We start from the raw sequence: 21747 nt of genomic DNA, 5'->3' as shown, positions 1-21747 counted from the left end.
GTTCGCGGAAGGCTGCACGCCACGTTCCTTATAGGCTGGAACGCGATAGATCATATTTCGTACAGTTCTATAGATTGGAGAAAAAAAAAGATCGCAGCCTGCGGCAGCTCCTACAGGGATCATGTGATTCCGTAGGAGCTGCCGCAGGCTGCGATCTTTTGATCTTGAGGATCTTAACCGTGAACCGGTACGCCCTTGAGGTAAGGCGCAGGTTCTGCACCCAGGTTGTTCAACAGGCGCTCGCTGTACCAATCCACGAAGTTCACCACGCCGAACTCGTAAGTCTTGGAGTACGGGCCTGGCTGGTACGCCGTGGAGTTGATCCCGCGCTGGTTCTCTTCGGCCAGGCGACGGTCTTCGTTGTTGGTCGCATCCCAGACTTCACGCATGCGGTCGACGTCGTAATCCACGCCTTCTACAGCGTCCTTGTGCACCAGCCATTTGGTGGTGACCATGGTTTCCTGCGCGCTGATCGGCCACACGGTGAACACAATGATGTGATCGCCCATGCAGTGGTTCCACGAGTGCGGCAGGTGCAGGATGCGCATCGAGCCCAAGTCCGGGTTCTGGATCCGGCCCATGAGTTTCTTGCAGGCTTGCTTGCCGTCGAGGGTCATCGACACGGTGCCCTTGAGCAGCGGCATGCGCACGATGCGGTTACGCAGGCCGAAGCTGGCGTGTGCGTAAGGAATCTTCTCGGCTTCCCAGGCAGCGGCAGAAGCGGCTACGTGGTCCTTGAACGCCTGGTCGGCACGCGGGTCGGTGACGTCGTCCCATTCCAGCAGGGTTTTCAGCAGTGCCGGGTGCGATGCGTTGCAGTGGTAGCACTCGCGGTTGTTTTCCAACACCAGTTTCCAGTTGGCCTGTTCCACCAGGGTGGTTTGCACCGCCACCTTGGTGTTCTCCATGTCGTACGGTTCCATGTAATGGTTCAGTGTCGACAGGAAGTCATCGATGGCCGGCGGGTTTTCCGCGAGGCTGATGAAGATGTAACCGCCAGCGGTCTTCACGTTTACCGGTTTCAGGCCGTACTGCTTCATGTCGAAGTCGTCGCCCATCTCGGTGCCGGCGAACAACAGGCGTCCGTCCAGCTCGTAGGTCCACTGGTGATAGTGGCAAACCAGCTTGGCGACCTTGCCTTTGTCGCTGGTGCACAGACGCGAACCACGGTGGCGGCAGACGTTATGGAAGGCATGGACCACGCCTTCTGCACCGCGAATCACGATGATCGGGTTCTTGCCGATCTGCAGGGTCAGGTAGTTGCCCTTGGTCGGGATTTCGCAGGTCATGCCGGCAATCAGCCACTCTTTCTGGAAGATCTCCTGCATGTCGATATCGAACAACCGCTCATCAGAGTAGAACGGCTGTGGCAGCGAAAATGTACGCTCGCGCTCTTGCAACATCTGCGCGGTGGCCTTGCGTGCGGGTTCCAGTGGATCGCCCAAGCTCAAGGTAGTGGTGACGTCCATCGTTTAAGTCCTCATGGCCATCTGTGTGGCCGGCGAATAGTGGCTACGGTTAGTGCAACGCAAGGCAGAAAACAGCGTTTGTCTGTTGAAGCGAGTGTGGGCCCGGCGCAGGCTGGAACCTTATCCATGGGCGACATGGCCCAATCTGTTCCCGACGCTCAACCCCCGGTGGTTGTGGGCTGGTCGCGATAAGCATGTGAATGTCGCAGATAGGTAAATGGGCAATCTGCGCTATACGCAGAATCGGCAACATGAGGTCGACAGTCGACCGTGGAGATCAGCATGTCCAATAGTTTCCTGAACCCGGTAACCACCCAGACCTGGGCCAATGGCCGGCACATTGTCCGTTGCGTCAAAGTCATCCAGGAAACCTGGGACGTGCGAACCTTCTGCTTCATGGCCGACCAGCCGATCATGTTCTTCTTCAAGCCGGGGCAGTTCGTCACCCTGGAGCTGGAGATCGAGGGCGTGCCGATCATGCGCTCGTACACTATTTCCAGCTCGCCGTCGGTGCCTTACAGCTTTTCGGTGACCATCAAGCGCGTACCGGGCGGCAAGGTTTCCAACTGGTTGCATGACACCCTGCACGAAGGCCAGGAGCTGGCGGTGCACGGGCCGGTCGGGCTGTTCAACGCGATGGATTTCACTGCACCGAAAGTGCTCTATCTCAGCGGCGGTGTCGGGATCACCCCGGTAATGTCCATGGCCCGCTGGTTCTACGACACCAACGGCAACGTCGACATGGTGTTTATCCACAGTGCCCGCTCGCCGAAAGACATCATCTATCACCGCGAGCTGGAGCACATGGCGTCGCGGATCGATAACTTCAGCCTGCACCTGATCTGTGAGAAGCACGGACTGGGTGAGCCTTGGGCCGGTTATCGCGGCTACCTGAATCATAAAATGCTGGAGCTGATGGCGCCGGACTTCCTTGAGCGTGAGGTCTTCTGCTGCGGCCCGACCCCTTACATGCATGCGGTCAAACGCCTGCTGGAAGCCGCTGGCTTCGACATGAAGCGTTACCACGAAGAATCTTTCGGTGCTACACCGCCAGAGGCCCGTGCCGATGCGGTGGAGCAAGCCGAACAAGCGGCCGACGCCCCGGAAATCGACGTGGCGGATCTGCATCAAGTGGAATTCACCGCGTCCGGCAAAAGCATCCGCGTGGCACCGGGTGAAACCGTCCACGCCGCAGCCGCCAAGCTTGGCCTGCTGATTCCGAAAGCCTGCGGGATGGGGATCTGCGGAACGTGCAAGGTAATGAAGCTGGGCGGGGAGGTCGAGATGGAGCACAACGGCGGGATCACCGAAGAAGACGAGGCCGAGGGTTACATCCTGTCGTGCTGCAGCGTGCCGAAAGGGGATGTACGGATCGAGTTTTGATTGGCTCTGGCTCAGAACCTGTGGCGAGGGGGCTTGCCCCCGTTGGGCTGCGTAGCAGCCCCAAACCCTGAGAGTGCCGTCTGTCAGGCAGACCGTGTTTGCTGAATTCACGACGGCTTCGCCGCCGAGCGGGAGCAAGCTCCCTCGCCACAAAGTTTCATTTCATTCTGGTGGGGTATTACCCCGCCATCACTTCCCGAATATCCGCCGCCAATTCCCGCACTCGCTCTACCTCGGTATCCCACGAGCACATGAAGCGTGCGCCACCTTTGCCGATGAAAGTGTAGAAACGCCAGCTCTTGGCGGTCAGTGCCGCGACGGCCGATTCCGAGAGTTGCAGGAACACGCCGTTGGCTTGTACCGGGAACATCAGTTCAACGCCTGGAATGTCGCTCACCAGCTCGGCCAGCAGCTGTGCGCAGTAGTTGGCGTGGCGGGCGTGTTTGAGCCAGGCGTCGTTTTCCAGCAGGCCGACCCACGGCGCCGAGAGGAAACGCATTTTCGACGCCAGTTGCCCGGCCTGTTTGCAGCGGTAGTCGAAGTCTTCGGCCAGCTTGTGGTTGAAGAACAGAATCGCCTCACCCACGGCCATGCCGTTTTTCGTCCCGCCGAAGCACAACACATCGACACCGGCCTTCCAGGTCAGGTCCGCGGGCGTGCAACCGAGGAACGCGCAGGCGTTGGAGAAGCGTGCGCCGTCCATGTGCAGGTTCAGGCCCAGTTCCTTGCAGGTGGCGCTGATGGCGCGGATTTCTTCCGGGGTGTAGATGCTGCCGACTTCGGTGGCCTGGGTCAGGGTTACGACGCGCGGTTTCGGGTAGTGAATGTCCTGGCGCTTGAGGGCGATTTCGCGGATCGATTCCGGGGTCAGCTTGCCGTTTTCAGTGCGTGCGATGAGCAGCTTGGAGCCGTTGGAGAAAAATTCCGGCGCGCCGCATTCGTCGGTTTCGACGTGGGCAGTTTCTGAGCAGATCACGCTGTGGTAGCTCTGGCACAGCGACGACAGCGCCAGGGAGTTGGCGGCGGTGCCGTTGAAGGCGAAGAACACTTCGCAGTCGGTTTCGAACAATTTGCGGAAATCGTCCGAGGCGCGTGCCGTCCACTCATCGTCGCCGTAGGCGCGTTGGTGGCCTTGATTGGCCTGTTCCATGGCGGCCCAGGCTTCCGGGCAGATACCGGAATAGTTGTCGCTGGCGAATTGTTGGCTCTTGTCGGTCATGGCCGGCTCCGTGGTCGATGATGGTGCGCACTGTACCCAGATTTGCAGGAAGCGCACATCCGCTGATTCTGTAGGAAAAGTCGAGTTGTAAACACCCTGTGGCGAGGGAGCTTGCTCCCGCTGGATCGCGCAGCGGTCCCAAAGCCAATAAATACGGGCTGTCTGATAAAGCGCATTGGCCGGTATTGCGACTGCTGCGCCCGAACGCGGACCGGCCGAACGGGAGCAAGCTCCCTCGCCACAAGAGCCCGCCAGTCGGCGGCATTTATCCCGGCGTGCCAACCCATGTCGTAAACGCACCTTTGCGTGGCGTCCATAGGCATTTGACCACTCGAAGCCGGCCATACCATCGCATCCAAAGGGCACTGCCGTAAGGTACGTGCCTCACCGAGACGAAAGGCGCACAAGCCGCCGCTGGGAGAGACGCGATGTTCAGCAAGCAAGACCAGATCAAGGGTTACGACGATGCACTGCTGGCGGCGATGAATGCCGAAGAGCTGCGCCAGGAAGATCACATCGAGCTGATCGCGTCAGAGAACTACACCAGCAAACGCGTCATGGAAGCGCAAGGCAGTGGCCTGACCAACAAATACGCCGAAGGTTATCCAGGCAAGCGCTACTACGGCGGCTGCGAGCACGTCGACAAGGTTGAAGCGCTGGCCATCGAACGCGCCAAGCTGCTGTTCGGTGCCGATTACGCCAACGTCCAGCCGCATTCCGGCTCGTCGGCCAACAGCGCCGTTTACCTGGCCCTGCTGCAACCCGGCGACACCATTCTCGGCATGAGCCTGGCCCATGGCGGTCACCTGACCCACGGCGCCAAAGTGTCGTCCTCGGGCAAGCTGTACAACGCCGTGCAGTATGGCATCGACACCAAAACCGGCCTGATCGACTACGACGAAGTCGAGCGTCTGGCCGTCGAATGCAAGCCGAAGATGATCGTCGCCGGTTTCTCGGCTTACTCCAAGACTCTGGACTTCCCACGTTTCCGTCAGATTGCCGACAAGGTGGGTGCGCTGCTGTTCGTCGACATGGCGCACGTTGCCGGTCTGGTCGCTGCCGGCCTGTACCCGAACCCGCTGCCGTATGCCGACGTGGTGACCACCACCACCCACAAGACCCTGCGCGGTCCGCGTGGCGGCCTGATCCTGGCCAAAGCTAACGAAGAAATCGAGAAAAAGCTCAACGCGGCAGTCTTCCCCGGTGCCCAGGGCGGCCCGCTGATGCACGTGATCGCCGGTAAGGCGGTGTGCTTCAAGGAAGCGTTGGAGCCTGGTTTCAAGGCTTACCAGCAACAAGTGATCGATAACGCCCAGGCCATGGCCGGCGTATTTATCAAACGCGGCTACGATGTAGTGTCCGGCGGTACTGATAACCACCTGTTCCTGGTGAGCCTGATCCGTCAGGGCCTGACCGGTAAGGAAGCCGACGCCGCTTTGGGTCGTGCCCACATCACCGTGAACAAGAACGCCGTACCGAACGATCCACAATCGCCGTTCGTCACCTCGGGCCTGCGTATCGGCACCCCGGCGGTCACCACGCGCGGTTTCAAGGTCACCCAGTGCGTTGAACTGGCCGGCTGGATTTGCGACATCCTCGACAACCTCGGCGACGCCGATGTCGAGGCCAATGTTGCCAAGCATGTGGCAGCTGTGTGCGCGGACTTCCCGGTTTATCGCTGAGCGCGGTTTTGGAGTAAATGACTATGCAACGCTACTCAGGCTTCGGCCTCTTCAAACACTCCCTCAGCCACCACGAAAACTGGCAGCGGATGTGGCGCACGCCGACTCCGAAAAAAGTCTACGACGTGGTCATCGTCGGCGGCGGCGGGCATGGTCTGGCGACCGCCTACTACCTGGCCAAGGAACACGGCATCACTAACGTGGCCGTGGTCGAGAAGGGTTGGCTGGGCGGCGGTAACACCGCGCGCAACACCACCATTGTGCGTTCCAACTACCTGTGGGACGAGTCGGCCCACCTGTACGAACACGCGATGAAACTCTGGGAAGGTCTGTCCCAGGACCTGAACTACAACGTGATGTTCTCCCAGCGTGGCGTCTACAACCTGTGCCACACCCTGCAGGACATTCGTGATTCCGAGCGTCGGGTCAGCGCCAACCGCCTCAACGGCGTCGACGGCGAACTGCTCACCGCTCAGCAAGTGGCTGACGAGATTCCGTACCTCGACTGCTCGAAAAACACTCGCTACCCGGTGATGGGCGCTACCGTCCAGCGTCGCGGCGGCGTGGCCCGTCACGATGCCGTGGCCTGGGGCTTTGCCCGTGCGGCCGATGCCTTGGGCGTGGACCTGATCCAGCAGACCGAAGTGATCGGTTTCCGCAAGGAAAACGGTGTCTGCATCGGCGTTGAAACCAACAAGGGCTTCATCGGCGCCAAGCGCGTCGGTGTGGTCACCGCCGGTAACTCTGGGCACATGGCCAAACTCGCCGGTTTCCGTCTGCCGATCGAATCCCACCCGCTGCAAGCGCTGGTGTCCGAGCCGATCAAGCCGATTATCGACAGCGTGATCATGTCCAACGCCGTACACGGTTACATCAGCCAGTCCGACAAGGGCGACCTGGTAATCGGTGCCGGTATCGACGGCTACAACGGCTACGGCCAGCGTGGTTCGTACCCGGTGATCGAGCACACCATCCAGGCCATCGTCGAGATGTTCCCGGTGTTGTCCCGCGTACGCATGAACCGCCAGTGGGGCGGCATCGTCGACACCACGCCGGACGCATGCCCGATCATCTCCAAAACACCCGTGCCGAACATGTTCTTCAACTGCGGTTGGGGCACTGGCGGTTTTAAAGCGACTCCAGGCTCGGGCAACGTGTTTGCCGCCAGCCTTGCCAAGGGTGAAATGCACCCATTGGCTGCACCTTTCTCCATCGACCGCTTCCACAGCGGTGCGTTGATCGATGAACACGGCGCTGCGGCCGTCGCCCACTAACAGGAGAAATTTCCTATGTTGCATATCTTCTGTCCTCACTGCGGTGAACTGCGCTCCGAAGAGGAATTCCATGCATCCGGCCAGGCGCACATCCCGCGTCCACTGGACCCGAGCGCTTGCACCGACGAGGAGTGGGGCGACTACATGTTCTTCCGTGATAACCCTCGCGGGTTGCACCACGAGCTGTGGGATCACGTTGCCGGTTGCCGTCAGTATTTCAACGTCACCCGTGACACCGTGACCTACGAGATTCTCGAAACCTACAAGATCGGTACCAAGCCACAGTTCACCGACAAGACTGAAAGTCCGAAAGCGGCCGCGCAGGCTCTGGGAGCGAAGGTATGAGCCAGATCAATCGCCTGTCCAACGGTGGACGGATCGACCGCAACAAAGTCCTGAGTTTCACCTTCAACGGCCAGATCTACAAAGGCTTTGAAGGCGACTCCCTGGCCGCTGCATTGCTGGCCAACGGCGTCGACATCATCGGTCGCAGCTTCAAGTATTCGCGTCCTCGCGGGATCTTCGCCGCAGGTGCTGAAGAGCCGAACGCGGTGCTGCAGATCGGTGCCACCGAAGCCACGCAAATTCCTAACGTGCGCGCCACTCAACAGGCGTTGTACCAGGGCCTCGTCGCCACCAGCACCAACGGCTGGCCGAGCGTGAACAACGACATGATGGGGATTCTCGGCAAGGTCGGCGGCAAGCTGATGCCACCGGGTTTCTACTACAAAACCTTCATGTACCCGCAATCGTTCTGGATGACCTACGAGAAGTACATTCGTAAGGCTGCAGGTCTTGGCCGTTCGCCGACCGAAAACGATCCGGACACTTACGACTACATGAACCAGCACTGCGACGTGCTGATCGTCGGCGGTGGCCCGGCCGGTCTGGCGGCTGCCTTGGCGGCTGCGCGCAGCGGTGCCCGAGTGATTCTGGCCGATGAGCAGGAAGAGTTCGGCGGCAGTCTGCTCGATTCCCGCGAAAGCCTTGACGGCAAACCGGCGACCGAATGGGTTGCCAGCGTTATCGCCGAGCTCAAAAACACCCCTGACGTGTTGGTGTTGCCTCGTGCGACCGTCAACGGTTACCACGACCACAACTTCCTGACCATTCACGAACGCCTCACCGATCACCTCGGCGACCGCGCACCGATTGGCCAGGTTCGTCAGCGTATTCACCGGGTTCGCGCCAAGCGCGTAGTGCTGGCAACCGGCGCTCACGAGCGTCCACTGGTCTACGGCAACAACGACGTGCCGGGCAACATGCTGGCCGGTGCCGTCTCGACTTACGTGCGCCGTTATGGCGTAGCACCGGGCAAGAAACTGGTGCTGTCGACCAACAACGATCACGCCTACCGCGTGGCGCTGGACTGGCTCGACGCCAGCCTGCAAGTGGTGGCCATCGCCGATGCGCGGAGCAATCCTCGCGGTGCGCTGGTAGAAGAAGCACGTGCCAAAGGCATCCGTATCCTGACCGGCAGCGCGGTGATCGAAGCGCGCGGCAGCAAGCGCGTCACCGCTGCTCGTGTTGCCGCGATCGACGTCAAGGCGCACACCGTCACCAGCCCTGGCGAATGGCTTGAATGCGATCTGGTTGCCAGCTCCGGCGGCTACAGCCCGGTGGTTCACCTGGCGTCGCACTTGGGCGGCAAACCGATCTGGCGTGAAGACATCCTCGGTTTCATCCCGGGCGAAGCACCGCAAAAACGCGTCTGCGTTGGCGGCATCAATGGCGTCTACAGCCTCGGCGATTCTCTGGCAGACGGTTTTGAAGGCGGCGTGCGCGCGGCCAGCGAAGCCGGCTTCAAAGCGGTTGAAGGCGTCCTGCCAAAAGCCCTGAGCCGTGTGGAAGAGCCGACTCTGGCGTTGTTCCAGGTTCCGCATGAAAAGGCCACTGCACGTGCGCCGAAGCAATTCGTCGACCTGCAGAACGACGTCACCGCGGCCGCCATCGAACTGGCGACCCGCGAGGGCTTCGAGTCGGTCGAGCACGTCAAGCGCTACACCGCACTGGGCTTCGGTACTGACCAGGGCAAGCTTGGCAACGTCAACGGTCTGGCCATCGCCGCCCGTTCGCTGAACGTGACCATCCCGCAGATGGGCACCACCATGTTCCGCCCGAACTACACGCCGGTGACTTTCGGTGCGGTAGCCGGTCGTCACTGTGGGCACATTTTCGAGCCAGTGCGTTACACCGCACTGCACGCCTGGCACGTGAAAAACGGCGCCGAGTTCGAAGACGTCGGTCAGTGGAAACGTCCTTGGTACTTCCCGAAAAACGGTGAAGACCTGCATGCCGCGGTGAAACGCGAATGCCTGGCCGTGCGCGAAAGCGTCGGTCTGCTGGATGCGTCGACTCTCGGCAAGATCGACATTCAAGGCCCGGATGCGCGTGAGTTCCTCAACCGCGTCTACACCAACGCCTGGACCAAGCTCGATGTGGGCAAGGCTCGTTACGGCCTGATGTGCAAAGAAGACGGGATGGTTTTCGACGACGGCGTCACTGCATGTCTGGCCGACAACCACTTCGTGATGACCACCACCACCGGCGGCGCTGCACGCGTGCTGCAATGGCTGGAAATCTACCACCAGACCGAATGGCCAGACCTGAAGGTGTACTTCACCTCGGTTACCGACCACTGGGCGACCATGACCCTGTCCGGGCCGAACAGCCGCAAGCTGCTCAGCGAAGTCACTGACATCGATCTGGACCGGGACGGCTTCCCGTTCATGACCTGGAAAGAAGGTTTGGTAGGCGGTGTGCCGGCGCGGGTGTTCCGGATTTCGTTTACCGGTGAGCTGTCGTACGAAGTCAACGTACAGGCCGACTACGCCATGGGTGTCCTGGAAAAAATCGTCGAGGCTGGCAAGAAGTACAACCTGACGCCGTACGGCACTGAAACCATGCACGTCCTGCGGGCCGAGAAGGGGTTCATCATCGTCGGCCAGGACACTGACAGCTCGATGACCCCGGACGACCTGAACATGGGCTGGTGCGTCGGTCGCACCAAACCGTTCTCGTGGATCGGCTGGCGTGGCATGAACCGTGAAGACTGTGTGCGTGATCAGCGCAAACAGTTGGTCGGCCTCAAGCCGATCGACCCGACCAAATGGCTGCCGGAAGGTGCGCAACTGGTGTTCAACACCAAGCAAACGATCCCGATGAGCATGGTCGGTCACGTGACCTCCAGCTACGCCCACAACTCCCTCGGCTATTCGTTTGCCATGGGTGTGGTCAAAGGCGGCTTGAAGCGCCTCGGCGAGCGCGTGTTCGCGCCGTTGGCCGACGGCAGCGTGATCGAAGCGGAAATCGTTTCTTCGGTGTTCTTCGATCCGAAAGGCGATCGCCAGAACGTGTGATACCACAATACCTGTGGGAGCGTGGCTTGCCCGCGATGAACGATAACGCGGTGCCTCGACCGAGTTGTTCCCATCGCGGGCAAGCCACGCTCCCACAGGTGAGATGCAAGAATTCAGGAAAGGTGCTTTATGACCACAGCCAACGTTTACCAACAGCGCCCAACCACTGGGGCAAAGGCCGAGTCGTCACTGCACCACGCGGGCCTGCAAAGCCTGGTGGGCAAGGGCCGTAAAAACGCCGGTGTCACCGTGCGTGAGAAAAAACTCCTGGGTCACCTGACCCTTCGTGGCGATGCCCACAACCCGGCATTCGCCGCTGGCGTGCACAAGGCCCTGGGCCTTGAACTGCCGGTCGCGCTGACCGTGGTCGCCAAAGGCGAAACCAGCCTGCAGTGGATGGGCCCGGACGAGTGGCTGCTGATCGTGCCGAGCGGTGAAGAATTCGCCGCCGAGAAAAAACTGCGCGAAGCGCTGGGCGATCTGCACATCTCCATCGTCAACGTCAGTGGCGGTCAGCAGATTCTTGAATTGAGCGGCCCGAAAGTCCGCGAAGTGCTGATGAAGTCCACCAGCTACGACGTGCACCCCAACAACTTCCCGGTGGGCAAAGCGGTGGGCACGGTGTTCGCCAAGTCGCAACTGGTGATCCGCCATACCGCTGAAGACACCTGGGAACTGCTGATCCGCCGCAGCTTCTCGGATTACTGGTGGCTGTGGTTGCAGGATGCGGCTGCTGAGTATGGCCTTAGCGTCCAGGCGTAACACTGTTGAATGATCGTTCCCACGCTCCGCGTGGGAATGTATCCCCGGACGCTCTGCGTCCAGCTCTACGGCGGTGACGCAGAGCGTCACTGGCGGCATTCCCACGCGGAGCGTGGGAACGATCAGTAAACGAGGAGTCACCGCACTATGAGCCGCGCACCAGACACATGGATTTTGACTGCCCATTGCCCAAGCGTCCTGGGCACGGTGGATGCGGTGACCCGCTTTTTGTTCGAACAGGGTTGCTACGTCACCGAGCACCACTCCTTCGATGATCGGCTGTCTGCACGTTTCTTCATTCGCGTGGAGTTCCGTCAGCCGTCGAGTTTCGACGAACAGGCATTCCGCACAGGCCTGGCCGAACGGACCGACGCGTTCGGCATGGTTTTCGAGCTGACCCCGCCGCACCACCGGCCAAAAGTGGTGATCATGGTGTCCAAGGCCGATCACTGCCTCAACGATTTGCTCTATCGCCAGCGCATCGGCCAACTGGCGATGGATGTAGTCGCGGTGGTGTCCAACCACCCGGACCTCAAGCCGCTGGCCGACTGGCACGGGATTCCCTATTACCACTTCCCGCTCGACCCGAACGACAAGCCAGCACAAGAGCGGCAAGTCTGGCAGGTGATCGAAGAGTCCGGTGCAGAGCTGGTGGTGCTTGCGCGCTACATGCAAGTGCTGTCGCCGGAGCTGTGCCGCAAGCTCGATGGTAAAGCGATCAACATTCACCACTCGTTGCTGCCCGGTTTCAAAGGCGCCAAGCCGTATCACCAGGCGTACAACAAGGGCGTAAAACTGGTGGGCGCCACGGCGCACTACATCAACAACGACCTCGACGAAGGCCCGATCATCGCCCAGGGCGTGGAAGCGGTGGATCACAGCCATTACCCCGAAGACCTGATTGCCAAAGGCCGGGATATCGAGGGGCTGACGTTGGCCCGAGCGGTGGGGTATCACATTGAACGGCGGGTGTTTCTCAACGCCAACAGAACAGTAGTTCTTTAGATCGCCATCGCGAGCAAGCTCGCTCCCACAGGGGATTGTGTGAGTACACAGATCTTAGTCGCACCAAAGATCCAATGTGGGAGCGAGCTTGCTCGCGATGAGGCCCTTACAAACAACACAAGACTCACAGGCAATAACCCGAGCAATTAACGCGCCGCCGATTCCTGGCGACGCGACCGCTACATAAAAACAACAGCGAGGTGAAAGCATGTCTGGTAATCGTGGTGTGGTGTATCTCGGCAATGGCAAGGTCGAAGTACAGAAAATCGACTATCCAAAAATGCAGGACCCGCGTGGCAGGAAGATCGAGCACGGCGTCATCCTGCGCGTGGTATCCACCAATATCTGTGGTTCCGACCAGCACATGGTGCGTGGTCGCACCACGGCTCAAACCGGTCTGGTACTGGGCCACGAGATCACCGGTGAAGTGATCGAGAAGGGCAGCGACGTCGAGAACTTGAAAATCGGCGACCTGGTATCGGTGCCGTTCAACGTGGCGTGCGGCCGTTGCCGTTCCTGCAAAGAGATGCACACCGGTGTCTGCCTCAGCGTTAACCCGGCCCGTCCGGGCGGTGCCTATGGTTATGTCGACATGGGTGACTGGACCGGCGGCCAGGCCGAATACGCGATGGTGCCGTATGCCGACTTCAACCTGCTGAAACTGCCGGATCGCGACCGCGCCATGGAAAAAATCCGTGACCTGACCTGCCTCTCCGACATCCTGCCAACCGGTTACCACGGCGCAGTGACTGCCGGCGTTGGCCCTGGCAGCACCGTGTACATCGCGGGCGCAGGCCCGGTGGGTCTGGCGGCTGCCGCTTCCGCTCGCCTGCTGGGCGCGGCAGTGGTGATCATCGGTGACGTCAACCCGATCCGCCTGGCTCACGCCAAGGCCCAGGGTTTCGAAATCGCCGACCTGTCCCAGGACACCCCGCTGCACGAACAGATCGCTGCACTGTTGGGCGAACCGGAAGTCGATTGCGCCGTCGACGCCGTGGGCTTCGAAGCCCGTGGTCACGGCCATGCCGGCGTGAAACACGAAGCACCGGCCACCGTACTCAACTCGCTGATGGGCGTGGTTCGGGTTGCCGGCAAAATCGGTATCCCTGGCCTGTACGTGACAGAAGATCCGGGCGCAGTCGACGCCGCAGCGAAAATGGGCAGCCTGAGCATCCGCTTCGGCCTGGGCTGGGCAAAATCCCACAGCTTCCACACTGGCCAGACCCCGGTGATGAAGTACAACCGCCAGCTGATGCAGGCGATCATGTGGGATCGCATCAAGATTGCCGACATCGTGGGTGTTGAAGTCATCAGCCTCGACGACGCACCACGTGGTTACGGCGAATTCGATGCCGGCGTACCGAAGAAGTTTGTGATCGATCCGCACAAGTTGTTCAGCGCGGCGTAAGGCTTAGGGCAAGGCGGAAAAAAGGGCGACAGTAATGTCGCCCTTTTTTATGGAAAGCGGCAGCTTACGATTGATCGTCCCCACGCGCAGCAAAGGAATGCAGCCCGGGACGCTCCGCGTCCCTAAAGGCGTGACGCAGAGCGTGGGAACGATCAACAGTCAGGAACCCGGAGGGTGCCGCTTTATTCGGGGCGCACCAGTGTCGCGTGCATTCCCTTTGGCCCTTTCTCTGCTACGAAAGATACCGCCTGGCCCTGTTTAAGCCCCCCAAAACCTGGGTTCTCTAACGCCTTACGCTCCACGAAGAGGTCGTCACCTCCATCATCGGGTGCGATCAACCCATGGCCCTGTCGATCGTCGAACATTCTGACCTTACCGTCTTGTCTGTTACTCATTGTCATGCCTCCCATGTGCTCAATAACCGAAGGAGTGTGAACAGTTGTTTGCCTGCTCACTCCCCATTCCCGTTGTTACGAAAAACATCGTGAGCGCATCACGGACAGGCGCCTACTGTCAGATCTGACAGTTGTTTATACGGATTAGGAATAAGGTTTTAATTTGACTGGAAGGAGTGGGAATAAAGTATGAAAGGCGACGGATACAGATCGTTCCCACGCGCATTAAAGGAATGCAGCCCGGGACGCTCCGCGTCCCTAAAGGCGTGACGCAGAGCGTCACAGGAGGCGTTACCACGCAGAGCGTGGGAACGATCAAATACAGCGCGTGGGAACGATCAATCGATCAACCTCACAACCCGGCCAACGCCCCTTGATACAACACCGGCCCGGTCGGTTGTCCGGTCGGCGAACCGCCTTCAGGCTCCAGGCTGACCGCCAGCGCTATCGGTTTACCCAACAGCACATGCTGTTTGTCGCTCAACGCGACCCGGCCTTTGCCGCCGGCCGGGATCACGCCCAGGGAAATCGGTTTGCCGTCCGCTGGAACCGCCCACAACTCGAGGCTGTGTCCGGGGGCGACGGTGGCCAGGGCCAGTGGTTCGACTTGCAGATAATCGTCGTGAGCCTTGATTCGCAAGGCAGGCTGCGCGCTGGCGCTGAGCAAGGTGGCGCTGTACTGGCTGCTGTCGCGGTTGTAGAGAATGCCCAGCGTTACTGCCACCAGCAGCGAGCAGACGGCCACCGTCAGGCGCAACCAGTTCCAGAACGGACGTTTGGCCGGCACGTGCAGTTCTTGCGGTTCGATTCGCGCATTGATGGCGGTCCATACCCGATCGGGCACGGGCACTTCCACCAGCGGTTCGTTGAGGCTGGCCAGGCTTTCTTGCCACTTGGCCAGTTCGACGCGCAGTTCGGCGTCGTCCAGCAGTAGCTGTTCGAAGCGGCGGCGCGCGGCGGCGGGCATCAGGCCAATCGCGTAGTCGGCGGCGAGGGCACGGCGCAGGCTTCTGGATTGATAGTTCATGATTCAAGGCACCTGCGCAGGCGCTCCATGCCACGGCGAATCCAGGACTTGACCGAGCCCAGGGGCGCCGCCAGATGATCGGCCAGTTCCGCGCAGGACAAGCCCTGAAAGTAGGCCACGGTGATCGATTGACGCTGCATGCCTTCAAGGGTATCGAGGCAGCGCTTCAGCGCGCTGGCTTCACGGTCGCTGCTGAGTAACTCCTGGGCCGAGGGTGCTTCGTCGACCAGCGCCTGTTCTTCCAGTTCGCTGAGGCGGCGGTCGCGGTGTTTGCGTAACTGGTCGATGGCCTGGTTGCGGGTGATGTTGATCATCCAGGTCATTGGCGCCGACAAATGCGCCTGGTAGCGCGAGGCGTTGTTCCAGATGCGCACGAAGCTTTCCTGCAGCACTTCTTCGGCCAGGTCGCTGCGCCCCATGAAGCGTAGCGCCACACCATGCAGGCGCGGTGCAACGCTGCGGTAGAGCGTTTCGAACGCACGGCGGTCACCCAGTGAACATTGGGCGAGTAGCTGTCTGAGCGGTTCGGCGTCTGCGGTGGAAATGACCGTTCTCCAGGCAATCCCGGTTGGTGTGCGCTGTCGGTTGCAGGCTGAGGTTAGTTCAAGGCGCGTTGTTGTTCCATTCACGGCGACAGCCCTCAAGACAACGCCGGCCCCGATCTACAGGGCCGGCGTCAGCGCTTAGCTTTTCGGCATCAGCACTTTGTCGATGACTTGAATCACGCCGTTGGATTGGTACACGTCATAGGTCGTGATGTCGGCGGTGGCGCCTTTTTCGTCCTTGAGGGTGATGTTATGCGGGCCGTTCATCGTCACCCACAGCTTGCCGCCGCTGACGGTGGTGAGTTCGGCTTTACCGCCGCCGGCCTTGATTTGCTGGGTCAGCGTCGCCATGTCGAGTTTGCCGGCGACCACGTGGTAGGTGAGGATGTGGGTCAGCGTGGCTTTGTTGGCGGGTTTGAGCAGGGTGTCGACGGTGCCGGCGGGCAGGGCGGCGAACGCCGAGTTGACCGGTGCGAATACGGTGAACGGACCTTTACCCTTGAGGGTATCGACCAGGCCGGCGGCTTTCACGGCGGCGACCAGAGTGGTGTGATCCGCCGAGTTCACGGCGTTATCGATGATGTCCTTGCTCGGCATCATGGCTTGTCCGCCGACCATTACAGAGTCGTGGCTCATGTCTGCCGCGTGCACGCTGTTGAGGGTCAAACCGCAGGTCACGGCCAGGCTCAGCAGGCTGGCAATCAGCGGGGTTTTAATTGAAGTGCGCTTCATGGTGATTGTCCTAGTAGGGGAATCGGCCAGGAATGTCTGTCCGTGCTTGATATACGCAGTGGGTCAGAGATCGGATGCAGCGCAGGAAAAATATTTTTCGGCTAGATTTCACGCAAGCCGGTGCGGCGCACAATGGCCGGGAACAATTAATGTCGCGACCAGTTAAACGGCTGGTTTCCGCCACTTGATTGCAGGTGGCTTTCAGGGTTCAGGAGTTGGTTCCGATGAAGATTTCCCGCGGTTTTGCTTTGGCTTCGCTCATGACTCTGGCAACCAGCCCGGTCTTCGCCGCAGGCTTCAGCCTGAACGATGTGGCCGGTGCCGTGTCCGGTATGCAGGGCAGCGACAAGACGGCTGCCGCCACACCGACCCCGCAGGCAGCAGGTCTGTTGAGTGCGCTGAGTTCGCTGAACGTCACCCCGGAGCAGGCGATTGGTGGCACGGGAGCCATGTTGGGGCTGGCGAAGAATCAGTTGGGCGCGGCCGATTATTCCCAGTTGACCAATAAAGTGCCGGGTCTTGATCAGCTATCGGGCAGCAATGCATTGGGCAGCCTGGGTGGCTTGGGCGGTCTGCTCAGTGGTTCGCCTGGTAAGTCGGCAGGCCTGGACAGCGCCTTGGACAACGTCAAGAACACCAGTGACCTGAACAACGCCTTCACCGCCCTGGGCATGGACAGCGGCATGATCGGCCAGTTTGCCCCGATCCTGCTGCAATACCTCGGTCAGCAGGGCGTTGGCGGTTCACTACTCAACAGCCTCGGTGGGATCTGGGGCGCCGGCGGCTGATTCAACCTGCTCGGCGCGCAATGCGTCGATGCATGAGCCCTTCTCGGTCCGGAGCTGGTTGACCCAGTTCTGGACGCTCTGGCGAAACGCCGGATCGTTGCAGTGCTAAAAAGGCTGGCGTGGCCATGGAACAATGCCTGAACGGCTCCGGTCAAACCTTCAGTTTTCCGCCCGCATTCGGGTGGCTTTCAGGGTTCAGGAGTTGGTTTCGATGAAGATTTCACGCGGTTTTGCTTTGGCTTCGCTCATGACCCTGGCGACCAGCCCGGTCTTCGCTGCCGGCTTCAGCCTGAACGATGTGGCGGGTGTTGTGTCCGGCATGCAGGACGACGAGACGGCTGCCGCTGCACCGACCCCGCAGGCAGCTGGCCTGTTGAGCGCGCTGAGTGTGCTGAACGTGACCCCGGAACAGGCCATCGGTGGCACGAGCGCCATGCTGGGTCTGGCGAAGAACCAGCTGAGCTCGACCGACTATTCACAGTTGACCAAAGACGCGCCGGGGTTGGGCATGCTGTCGGCTGGCGGTGGTCTGGGTATGCTTGGCGGACTGCTCGGTGGCTCGTCCGGCAAGTCGTCGCCTCTGGACAGCGTCCTGGGCAACCTGGATAACGTGAAGAACACCAATGACCTGAGCAGCGCCTTCAGCGCGCTGGGCATGGACGGCGGCATGATCGGCCAGTTTACCCCGATCCTGCTGCAATTCCTCGGTCAGCAGGGTGTCGGCGGTTCGCTACTCAATAGCCTTGGCGGGATCTGGGGCGCCGAAGGTTGATTCAGCCCGCTCGGCGCGCAACGCGTCGATGCGTGAGTCCTTCTCGGTCCAGAGCTGGTTGACCCAGTTCTGGACGCTCTGGCGAAACGCCGGATCGTTTTCGTAATCGCCCTGCCACAACGCCGGATCCAGCTCGCGGGTCCTGATGTCGATGATCACCCTAGGCACCGCGCCGCTGATCAGATCCCAGAAACCCGGAATCTTCGCCTGTGGATAGACCACGGTCACATCGAGCACCGCATCCAGCTGTTCACCCAGCGCCGCCAATACAAACGCCACGCCGCCGGCCTTGGGCTTGAGCAAGTGCTTGAAGGGCGATTGCTGTTCGGTGCGTTTGGCAGGCGTGAAGCGAGTGCCTTCCAGGTAATTGACCACGCTCACCGGTTGGCGTTTGAACAACTCGCAGGCGGCTTTGGTGATCTCCAGGTCCTTGCCGTGCAGTTCCGGGTGCCGGGCCAGGAAGGCTTTGCTGTAGCGCTTCATGAACGGGTAATCCAGTGCCCACCAGGCCAAGCCCAGAAACGGTACCCAGATCAGCTCTTTCTTCAGGAAGAACTTGAAGAACGGCGTGCGCCGGTTGAGGGTCTGGATCAGCGCAGGGATGTCGACCCAGGACCGGTGATTGCTGATCACCAGGTAAGAGGTGTCGACCCGCAGGCCTTCCCCGCCGCGAATGTCCCATTGTGTGGGGATGCACAGAGCGAAAATCAGCTTGTCGATTTCGGCCCAGGTTTCGGCAATCCACATCACCGCCGCGCTGGCGCAATCACGAAAGCGCCCCGGCAGGAGCAGTTTCAGCAGGGCAAACACCATCAACGGGCCGAACAGGACCAGGGTGTTGAGTAACAGCAGCAAGGTGACGAAACAGCCGGTGAGCAGGCGGCGCATAAATAACTCTTGGAAGCGTTTGGGCGCGCAATGATAAGCAGCTTCGGCCCAGAGGCCAAATCCGGGTGGCTGACGAATGTTTCACTTGTCGCAAGGTATGTTTGTTTCCTCAAGATTGATCGTTCCCATGCTCCGCGTGGGAATGCAGCCCGGGACGCTCTGCGTCCCAAGAGCCGAACGCAGAGCGTCCGTAGAGGCATTCCTTTGCTGCGCGTGGGAACGATCATTACAACTGCGGTCTAAAATCCCGTCGTCCTACTCCCAGGGAATCCATTACGTGAAATCCATCTTCGCATTGTTAGCCCTTGTGGCCCTGCCGGTCATGGCTGCCGAGCCGACCCTGTATGGCCGTTACGAATACATCAAGCTGCCGGAAATCGGTGGCCAGGTCCTCAAGGCCAAGATGGACACCGGCGCGCTGACGGCGTCCCTGTCGGCCAAGGACATCGAAACCTTCACCCGCAATGGCGAAGACTGGGTGCGCTTCCGTCTGGGTACCAAGGATGCGAGCAACAAGGTTTTCGAACACAAAGTCTTGCGGATCAGCAAAATCAAAAGCCGCGCCGACGAGGAAGATGAAAAGGACACGTCGGACGTCGCCAAGCGTCCGGTCGTCGAACTTGAACTGTGCCTGGGCAGCATCAAGCGCACGGTCGAGGTCAACCTGACCGACCGCAGCAGTTTCAATTACCCGCTGCTGATCGGTGCCAAGGCATTACGTGAGTTTGGCGCGGCGGTGAACCCGGCCAGACGCTTTGTCGCGGATAAGCCTGACTGCTGATTGACGCCGAATCAGCCTTGGGGCACCGTTCGCCCACTTAATTGCCGGGCTTGGATGCCATGCCTCATATCCTGATTGTCGAAGACGAAGCGGCAATTGCCGATACGCTGATTTTTGCCTTGCAGGGCGAAGGCTTCACCACCACGTGGTTAAGCCTCGGCGCGGCGGCGCTCGAGCATCAGCGCATGACACCTGCAGACTTGATCATTCTGGATATCGGCCTTCCGGATATCAGCGGCTTCGAGACCTGTAAGCAGTTGCGGCGCTTCAGCGAAGTGCCGGTGATGTTCCTCAGTGCCCGCGACGGCGAGATCGATCGGGTCGTGGGGCTGGAGATCGGCGCCGACGATTACGTAGTCAAGCCATTCAGCCCTCGGGAAGTCGCGGCGCGAGTCCGGGCGATTCTCAAGCGCATGGCGCCGCGCGCGGTGAACGAGTCGTCCAGCGCAGTGTTCCAGGTCGACACCGACCGCGTGCTGATCAGCTATCGCGGTCAACCCCTGGGCCTGACCCGCCACGAATTCCGTCTGTTGCAGTGTTTACTGGAGCAACCCGAGCGAGTCTTCAGTCGCGAGCAATTGCTCGATGCGCTGGGCGTCGCCGCCGATGCGGGCTATGAGCGCAGCATCGACAGCCACATCAAAAGCCTGCGCGCCAAGCTGCGTCTGGTGGCTGCCAATGCGGAGCCGATCCAGACTCACCGTGGCCTCGGTTACAGCTACAGCCCGGGGAACAGCTGATGCCGTTGGGAATCCGGATTTTCCTGGTCTATGTACTGTTCATCGGCCTGACCGGTTACTTCGTGCTCAACACGGTGATGGAGGAAATCCGCCCAGGCGTTCGACAGTCCACCGAAGAAACGCTGGTGGACACCGCCAATCTGATGGCCGAAATCCTGCGTGACGACTTCAAGGCTGGCACCCTCAACCAGAATCGCTGGCCCGAATTACTCAAGGCTTACGGCGAGCGGCAGCCGGCGGCGACAATCTGGGGGTTGCCAAAAAATTCGGTCAATCACCGTATCTACGTCACGGATGCCAAGGGCATCGTGGTGCTGGACTCCAGCGGCGTAGCAGTGGGCCAGGACTATTCGCGCTGGAACGATGTGTACCTGACCTTGCGCGGCGAATACGGCGCACGTTCGACCCGCAGCAGCGCTGACGATGCCACTTCTTCGGTGATGCACGTTGGCGCACCGATCCGCGATAACGGGCAGATTATCGGCGTGGTCACCGTGGCCAAGCCCAACAGCTCATTGCAGCCTTACGTCGACCGCACCGAACGTCGATTGCTTTGGTACGGCGCCGGGTTGATCGGCCTCGGCTTGTTGTTCGGTGCGGCGTTGTCCTGGTGGCTGAGTGTCGCATTACGGCAGTTGACCGCTTACGCCCAGGCGGTCAGCGAAGGTCGACGGGCCGAGCTGCCGCACTATCGCGGCGCAGAGCTGGAGCAACTGGCCACGGCGGTGGAGCGCATGCGCACGCAACTGGAAGGCAAGGCTTACGTCGAACGATACGTGCATACACTGACCCACGAACTGAAGAGCCCGTTGGCGGCGATTCGCGGTGCCGCCGAGTTGCTGCAAGGCGAGATGCCGGCAACACAACAACAGCGCTTTGTCCGCAATATCGACAGCGAAAGTGCGCGGATGCAGCAGTTGATCGAGCGCTTGTTGAACCTGGCGCAGGTCGAACAGCGTCAAGGGCTGGAAGAGCGTGTACCGGTGCCGTTGGCAGCATTGGTCGATGAGTTGCTCAGCAGTCAGCATGCGCGTATCGAGCGCAAGCAGTTGAAGATCGAAAAGCAGATTTCAACCGATCTGGATGTGCTGGGCGAGCCGTTCTTACTGCGTCAGGCACTGGGCAATCTGTTGGAGAACGCTCTGGATTTCTCCCCGTCCCACGGCGTCTTGCGCTTCACCGCCGAACGGCATGCCGAGCAGGTCGAATTCAAACTGTTCAATCAGGCCGAACCGATTCCGGATTACGCCCTGGGGCGTTTGAGCGAACGCTTCTATTCACTGCCACGCCCGGACAGTGGACGTAAAAGTACCGGCCTTGGGCTTAACTTCGTTGAAGAAGTAGTCAAGTTGCATGGGGGTGAGTTGCATGTCTGCAATGTGCCGGGCGGCGTCGAGGTGACGCTGCGTCTGCCCAGATGATCGTTCCCACGCTGAGTGGGAACGATCAGTCAGTAGGGCTTTTCTCCACACACTCTCCACATTTCCCCCATAAAACCCTCACAGCCATCTTCCAGAC

Annotated in this window: 20 protein-coding genes and 1 pseudogene; 13 read left to right on the top strand and 8 right to left on the bottom strand. The window is 60.3% G+C overall.

The annotated features are described in order from the left end of the window. Positions 1-173 precede the first annotated feature (173 nt). On the bottom strand, positions 174-1469 hold the full coding sequence (gbcA, locus tag KRR23_RS20080; protein ID WP_216743921.1) for a glycine-betaine demethylase subunit GbcA: 1296 nt from the start codon (positions 1467-1469) through the stop codon (positions 174-176). Positions 1470-1751: 282 nt separating this feature from the next. On the opposite strand from gbcA, the gene gbcB reads away from it, so the two are divergent. After that, a complete protein-coding gene (gbcB, locus tag KRR23_RS20075) occupies positions 1752-2852 on the top strand; it encodes a glycine-betaine demethylase subunit GbcB (RefSeq protein ID WP_054594373.1) in 1101 nt (366 codons plus the stop codon). A gap of 178 nt (positions 2853-3030) precedes the next feature. Here gbcB and KRR23_RS20070 read toward each other — a convergent pair whose 3' ends face one another. Continuing rightward, positions 3031-4071, bottom strand: a complete 1041-nt coding sequence (locus KRR23_RS20070; protein WP_216743920.1) for a low specificity L-threonine aldolase — start codon at positions 4069-4071, stop codon at positions 3031-3033. Positions 4072-4499: 428 nt separating this feature from the next. Between KRR23_RS20070 and glyA the strand changes: the two genes are divergently transcribed. The 7 genes from glyA to fdhA all read left to right on the top strand — a co-directional run bounded on the left by glyA (position 4500) and on the right by fdhA (position 13561). Next, complete coding sequence (gene glyA / locus KRR23_RS20065; protein WP_216743919.1) at positions 4500-5753, top strand: serine hydroxymethyltransferase; 1254 nt, start codon at positions 4500-4502, stop codon at positions 5751-5753. A gap of 23 nt (positions 5754-5776) precedes the next feature. After that, positions 5777-7027, top strand: a complete 1251-nt coding sequence (locus KRR23_RS20060; RefSeq protein ID WP_019693993.1) for a sarcosine oxidase subunit beta — start codon at positions 5777-5779, stop codon at positions 7025-7027. A 15-nt stretch (positions 7028-7042) separates the two neighbouring features. Beyond that, entirely contained in the window at positions 7043-7372 is a 330-nt protein-coding gene (locus KRR23_RS20055; protein WP_216743918.1) for a sarcosine oxidase subunit delta, read from the top strand. Then, positions 7369-10386: a sarcosine oxidase subunit alpha gene (locus KRR23_RS20050; RefSeq protein ID WP_216743917.1), complete on the top strand. Its 3018-nt coding sequence runs from the start codon at positions 7369-7371 to the stop codon at positions 10384-10386. The genes KRR23_RS20055 and KRR23_RS20050 overlap by 4 nt, the downstream gene beginning before the upstream one ends. 129 nt (positions 10387-10515) lie before the next feature. Next, complete coding sequence (gene soxG / locus KRR23_RS20045; protein WP_216743916.1) at positions 10516-11148, top strand: sarcosine oxidase subunit gamma; 633 nt, start codon at positions 10516-10518, stop codon at positions 11146-11148. 147 nt (positions 11149-11295) lie between these two features. After that, entirely contained in the window at positions 11296-12153 is an 858-nt protein-coding gene (purU, locus tag KRR23_RS20040) for a formyltetrahydrofolate deformylase (RefSeq protein ID WP_054594367.1), read from the top strand. A 208-nt stretch (positions 12154-12361) separates the two neighbouring features. Next, positions 12362-13561: a formaldehyde dehydrogenase, glutathione-independent gene (fdhA, locus tag KRR23_RS20035; protein ID WP_123581242.1), complete on the top strand. Its 1200-nt coding sequence runs from the start codon at positions 12362-12364 to the stop codon at positions 13559-13561. Between the two features lie 182 nt (positions 13562-13743). On the opposite strand, the gene KRR23_RS20030 is transcribed toward fdhA, so the two are convergent. The 4 genes from KRR23_RS20030 to KRR23_RS20015 form a co-directional block, all read right to left on the bottom strand. Further along, entirely contained in the window at positions 13744-13956 is a 213-nt protein-coding gene (locus KRR23_RS20030) for a cold-shock protein (protein ID WP_216743915.1), read from the bottom strand. Between the two features lie 352 nt (positions 13957-14308). Next, complete coding sequence (locus KRR23_RS20025; RefSeq protein WP_216743914.1) at positions 14309-14983, bottom strand: anti-sigma factor; 675 nt, start codon at positions 14981-14983, stop codon at positions 14309-14311. After that, complete coding sequence (locus KRR23_RS20020) at positions 14980-15612, bottom strand: sigma-70 family RNA polymerase sigma factor (protein ID WP_216743913.1); 633 nt, start codon at positions 15610-15612, stop codon at positions 14980-14982. The genes KRR23_RS20025 and KRR23_RS20020 overlap by 4 nt, the downstream gene beginning before the upstream one ends. Positions 15613-15666: 54 nt before the next feature. Further along, positions 15667-16260: a fasciclin domain-containing protein gene (locus KRR23_RS20015; protein ID WP_216743912.1), complete on the bottom strand. Its 594-nt coding sequence runs from the start codon at positions 16258-16260 to the stop codon at positions 15667-15669. Positions 16261-16484: 224 nt separating this feature from the next. Between KRR23_RS20015 and KRR23_RS20010 the strand changes: the two genes are divergently transcribed. Continuing rightward, a complete protein-coding gene (locus KRR23_RS20010; protein WP_216743911.1) occupies positions 16485-17048 on the top strand; it encodes a DUF2780 domain-containing protein in 564 nt (187 codons plus the stop codon). Here KRR23_RS20010 and KRR23_RS29170 read toward each other — a convergent pair. Beyond that, positions 17007-17153: pseudogene (locus KRR23_RS29170) on the bottom strand (acyltransferase); the annotation flags it as partial. The gene KRR23_RS20010 and the pseudogene KRR23_RS29170 overlap by 42 nt on opposite strands. A gap of 106 nt (positions 17154-17259) precedes the next feature. Here KRR23_RS29170 and KRR23_RS20005 point away from each other — a divergent pair. Then, a complete protein-coding gene (locus KRR23_RS20005) occupies positions 17260-17820 on the top strand; it encodes a DUF2780 domain-containing protein (protein ID WP_216743910.1) in 561 nt (186 codons plus the stop codon). On the opposite strand, the gene KRR23_RS20000 is transcribed toward KRR23_RS20005, so the two are convergent. Further along, positions 17779-18708: an acyltransferase gene (locus tag KRR23_RS20000; RefSeq protein ID WP_216743909.1), complete on the bottom strand. Its 930-nt coding sequence runs from the start codon at positions 18706-18708 to the stop codon at positions 17779-17781. The two genes, KRR23_RS20005 and KRR23_RS20000, sit on opposite strands and share 42 nt — an antisense overlap. 277 nt (positions 18709-18985) lie before the next feature. On the opposite strand from KRR23_RS20000, the gene KRR23_RS19995 reads away from it, so the two are divergent. The 3 genes from KRR23_RS19995 to creC are packed head-to-tail and all read left to right on the top strand — an operon-like array spanning position 18986 to position 21650. Continuing rightward, positions 18986-19489: an ATP-dependent zinc protease gene (locus KRR23_RS19995; RefSeq protein ID WP_216743908.1), complete on the top strand. Its 504-nt coding sequence runs from the start codon at positions 18986-18988 to the stop codon at positions 19487-19489. 59 nt (positions 19490-19548) lie between these two features. Beyond that, entirely contained in the window at positions 19549-20229 is a 681-nt protein-coding gene (creB, locus tag KRR23_RS19990) for a two-component system response regulator CreB (RefSeq protein WP_216743907.1), read from the top strand. Next, positions 20229-21650 (top strand): two-component system sensor histidine kinase CreC, encoded by a 1422-nt coding sequence (gene creC, locus KRR23_RS19985; protein WP_216743906.1) that lies wholly within the window; start codon positions 20229-20231, stop codon positions 21648-21650. Before creB ends, creC begins: the two co-directional genes overlap by 1 nt. Positions 21651-21747: the final 97 nt, after the last annotated feature.

Origin of the sequence: Pseudomonas sp. CVAP#3, assembly GCF_018986375.1 — a bacterium.
GTDB lineage: Bacteria > Pseudomonadota > Gammaproteobacteria > Pseudomonadales > Pseudomonadaceae > Aquipseudomonas > Aquipseudomonas helvetica.
Note: the sequence above shows the minus strand (reverse complement) of the source record. Positions and strands in the feature narration are given on the sequence as shown.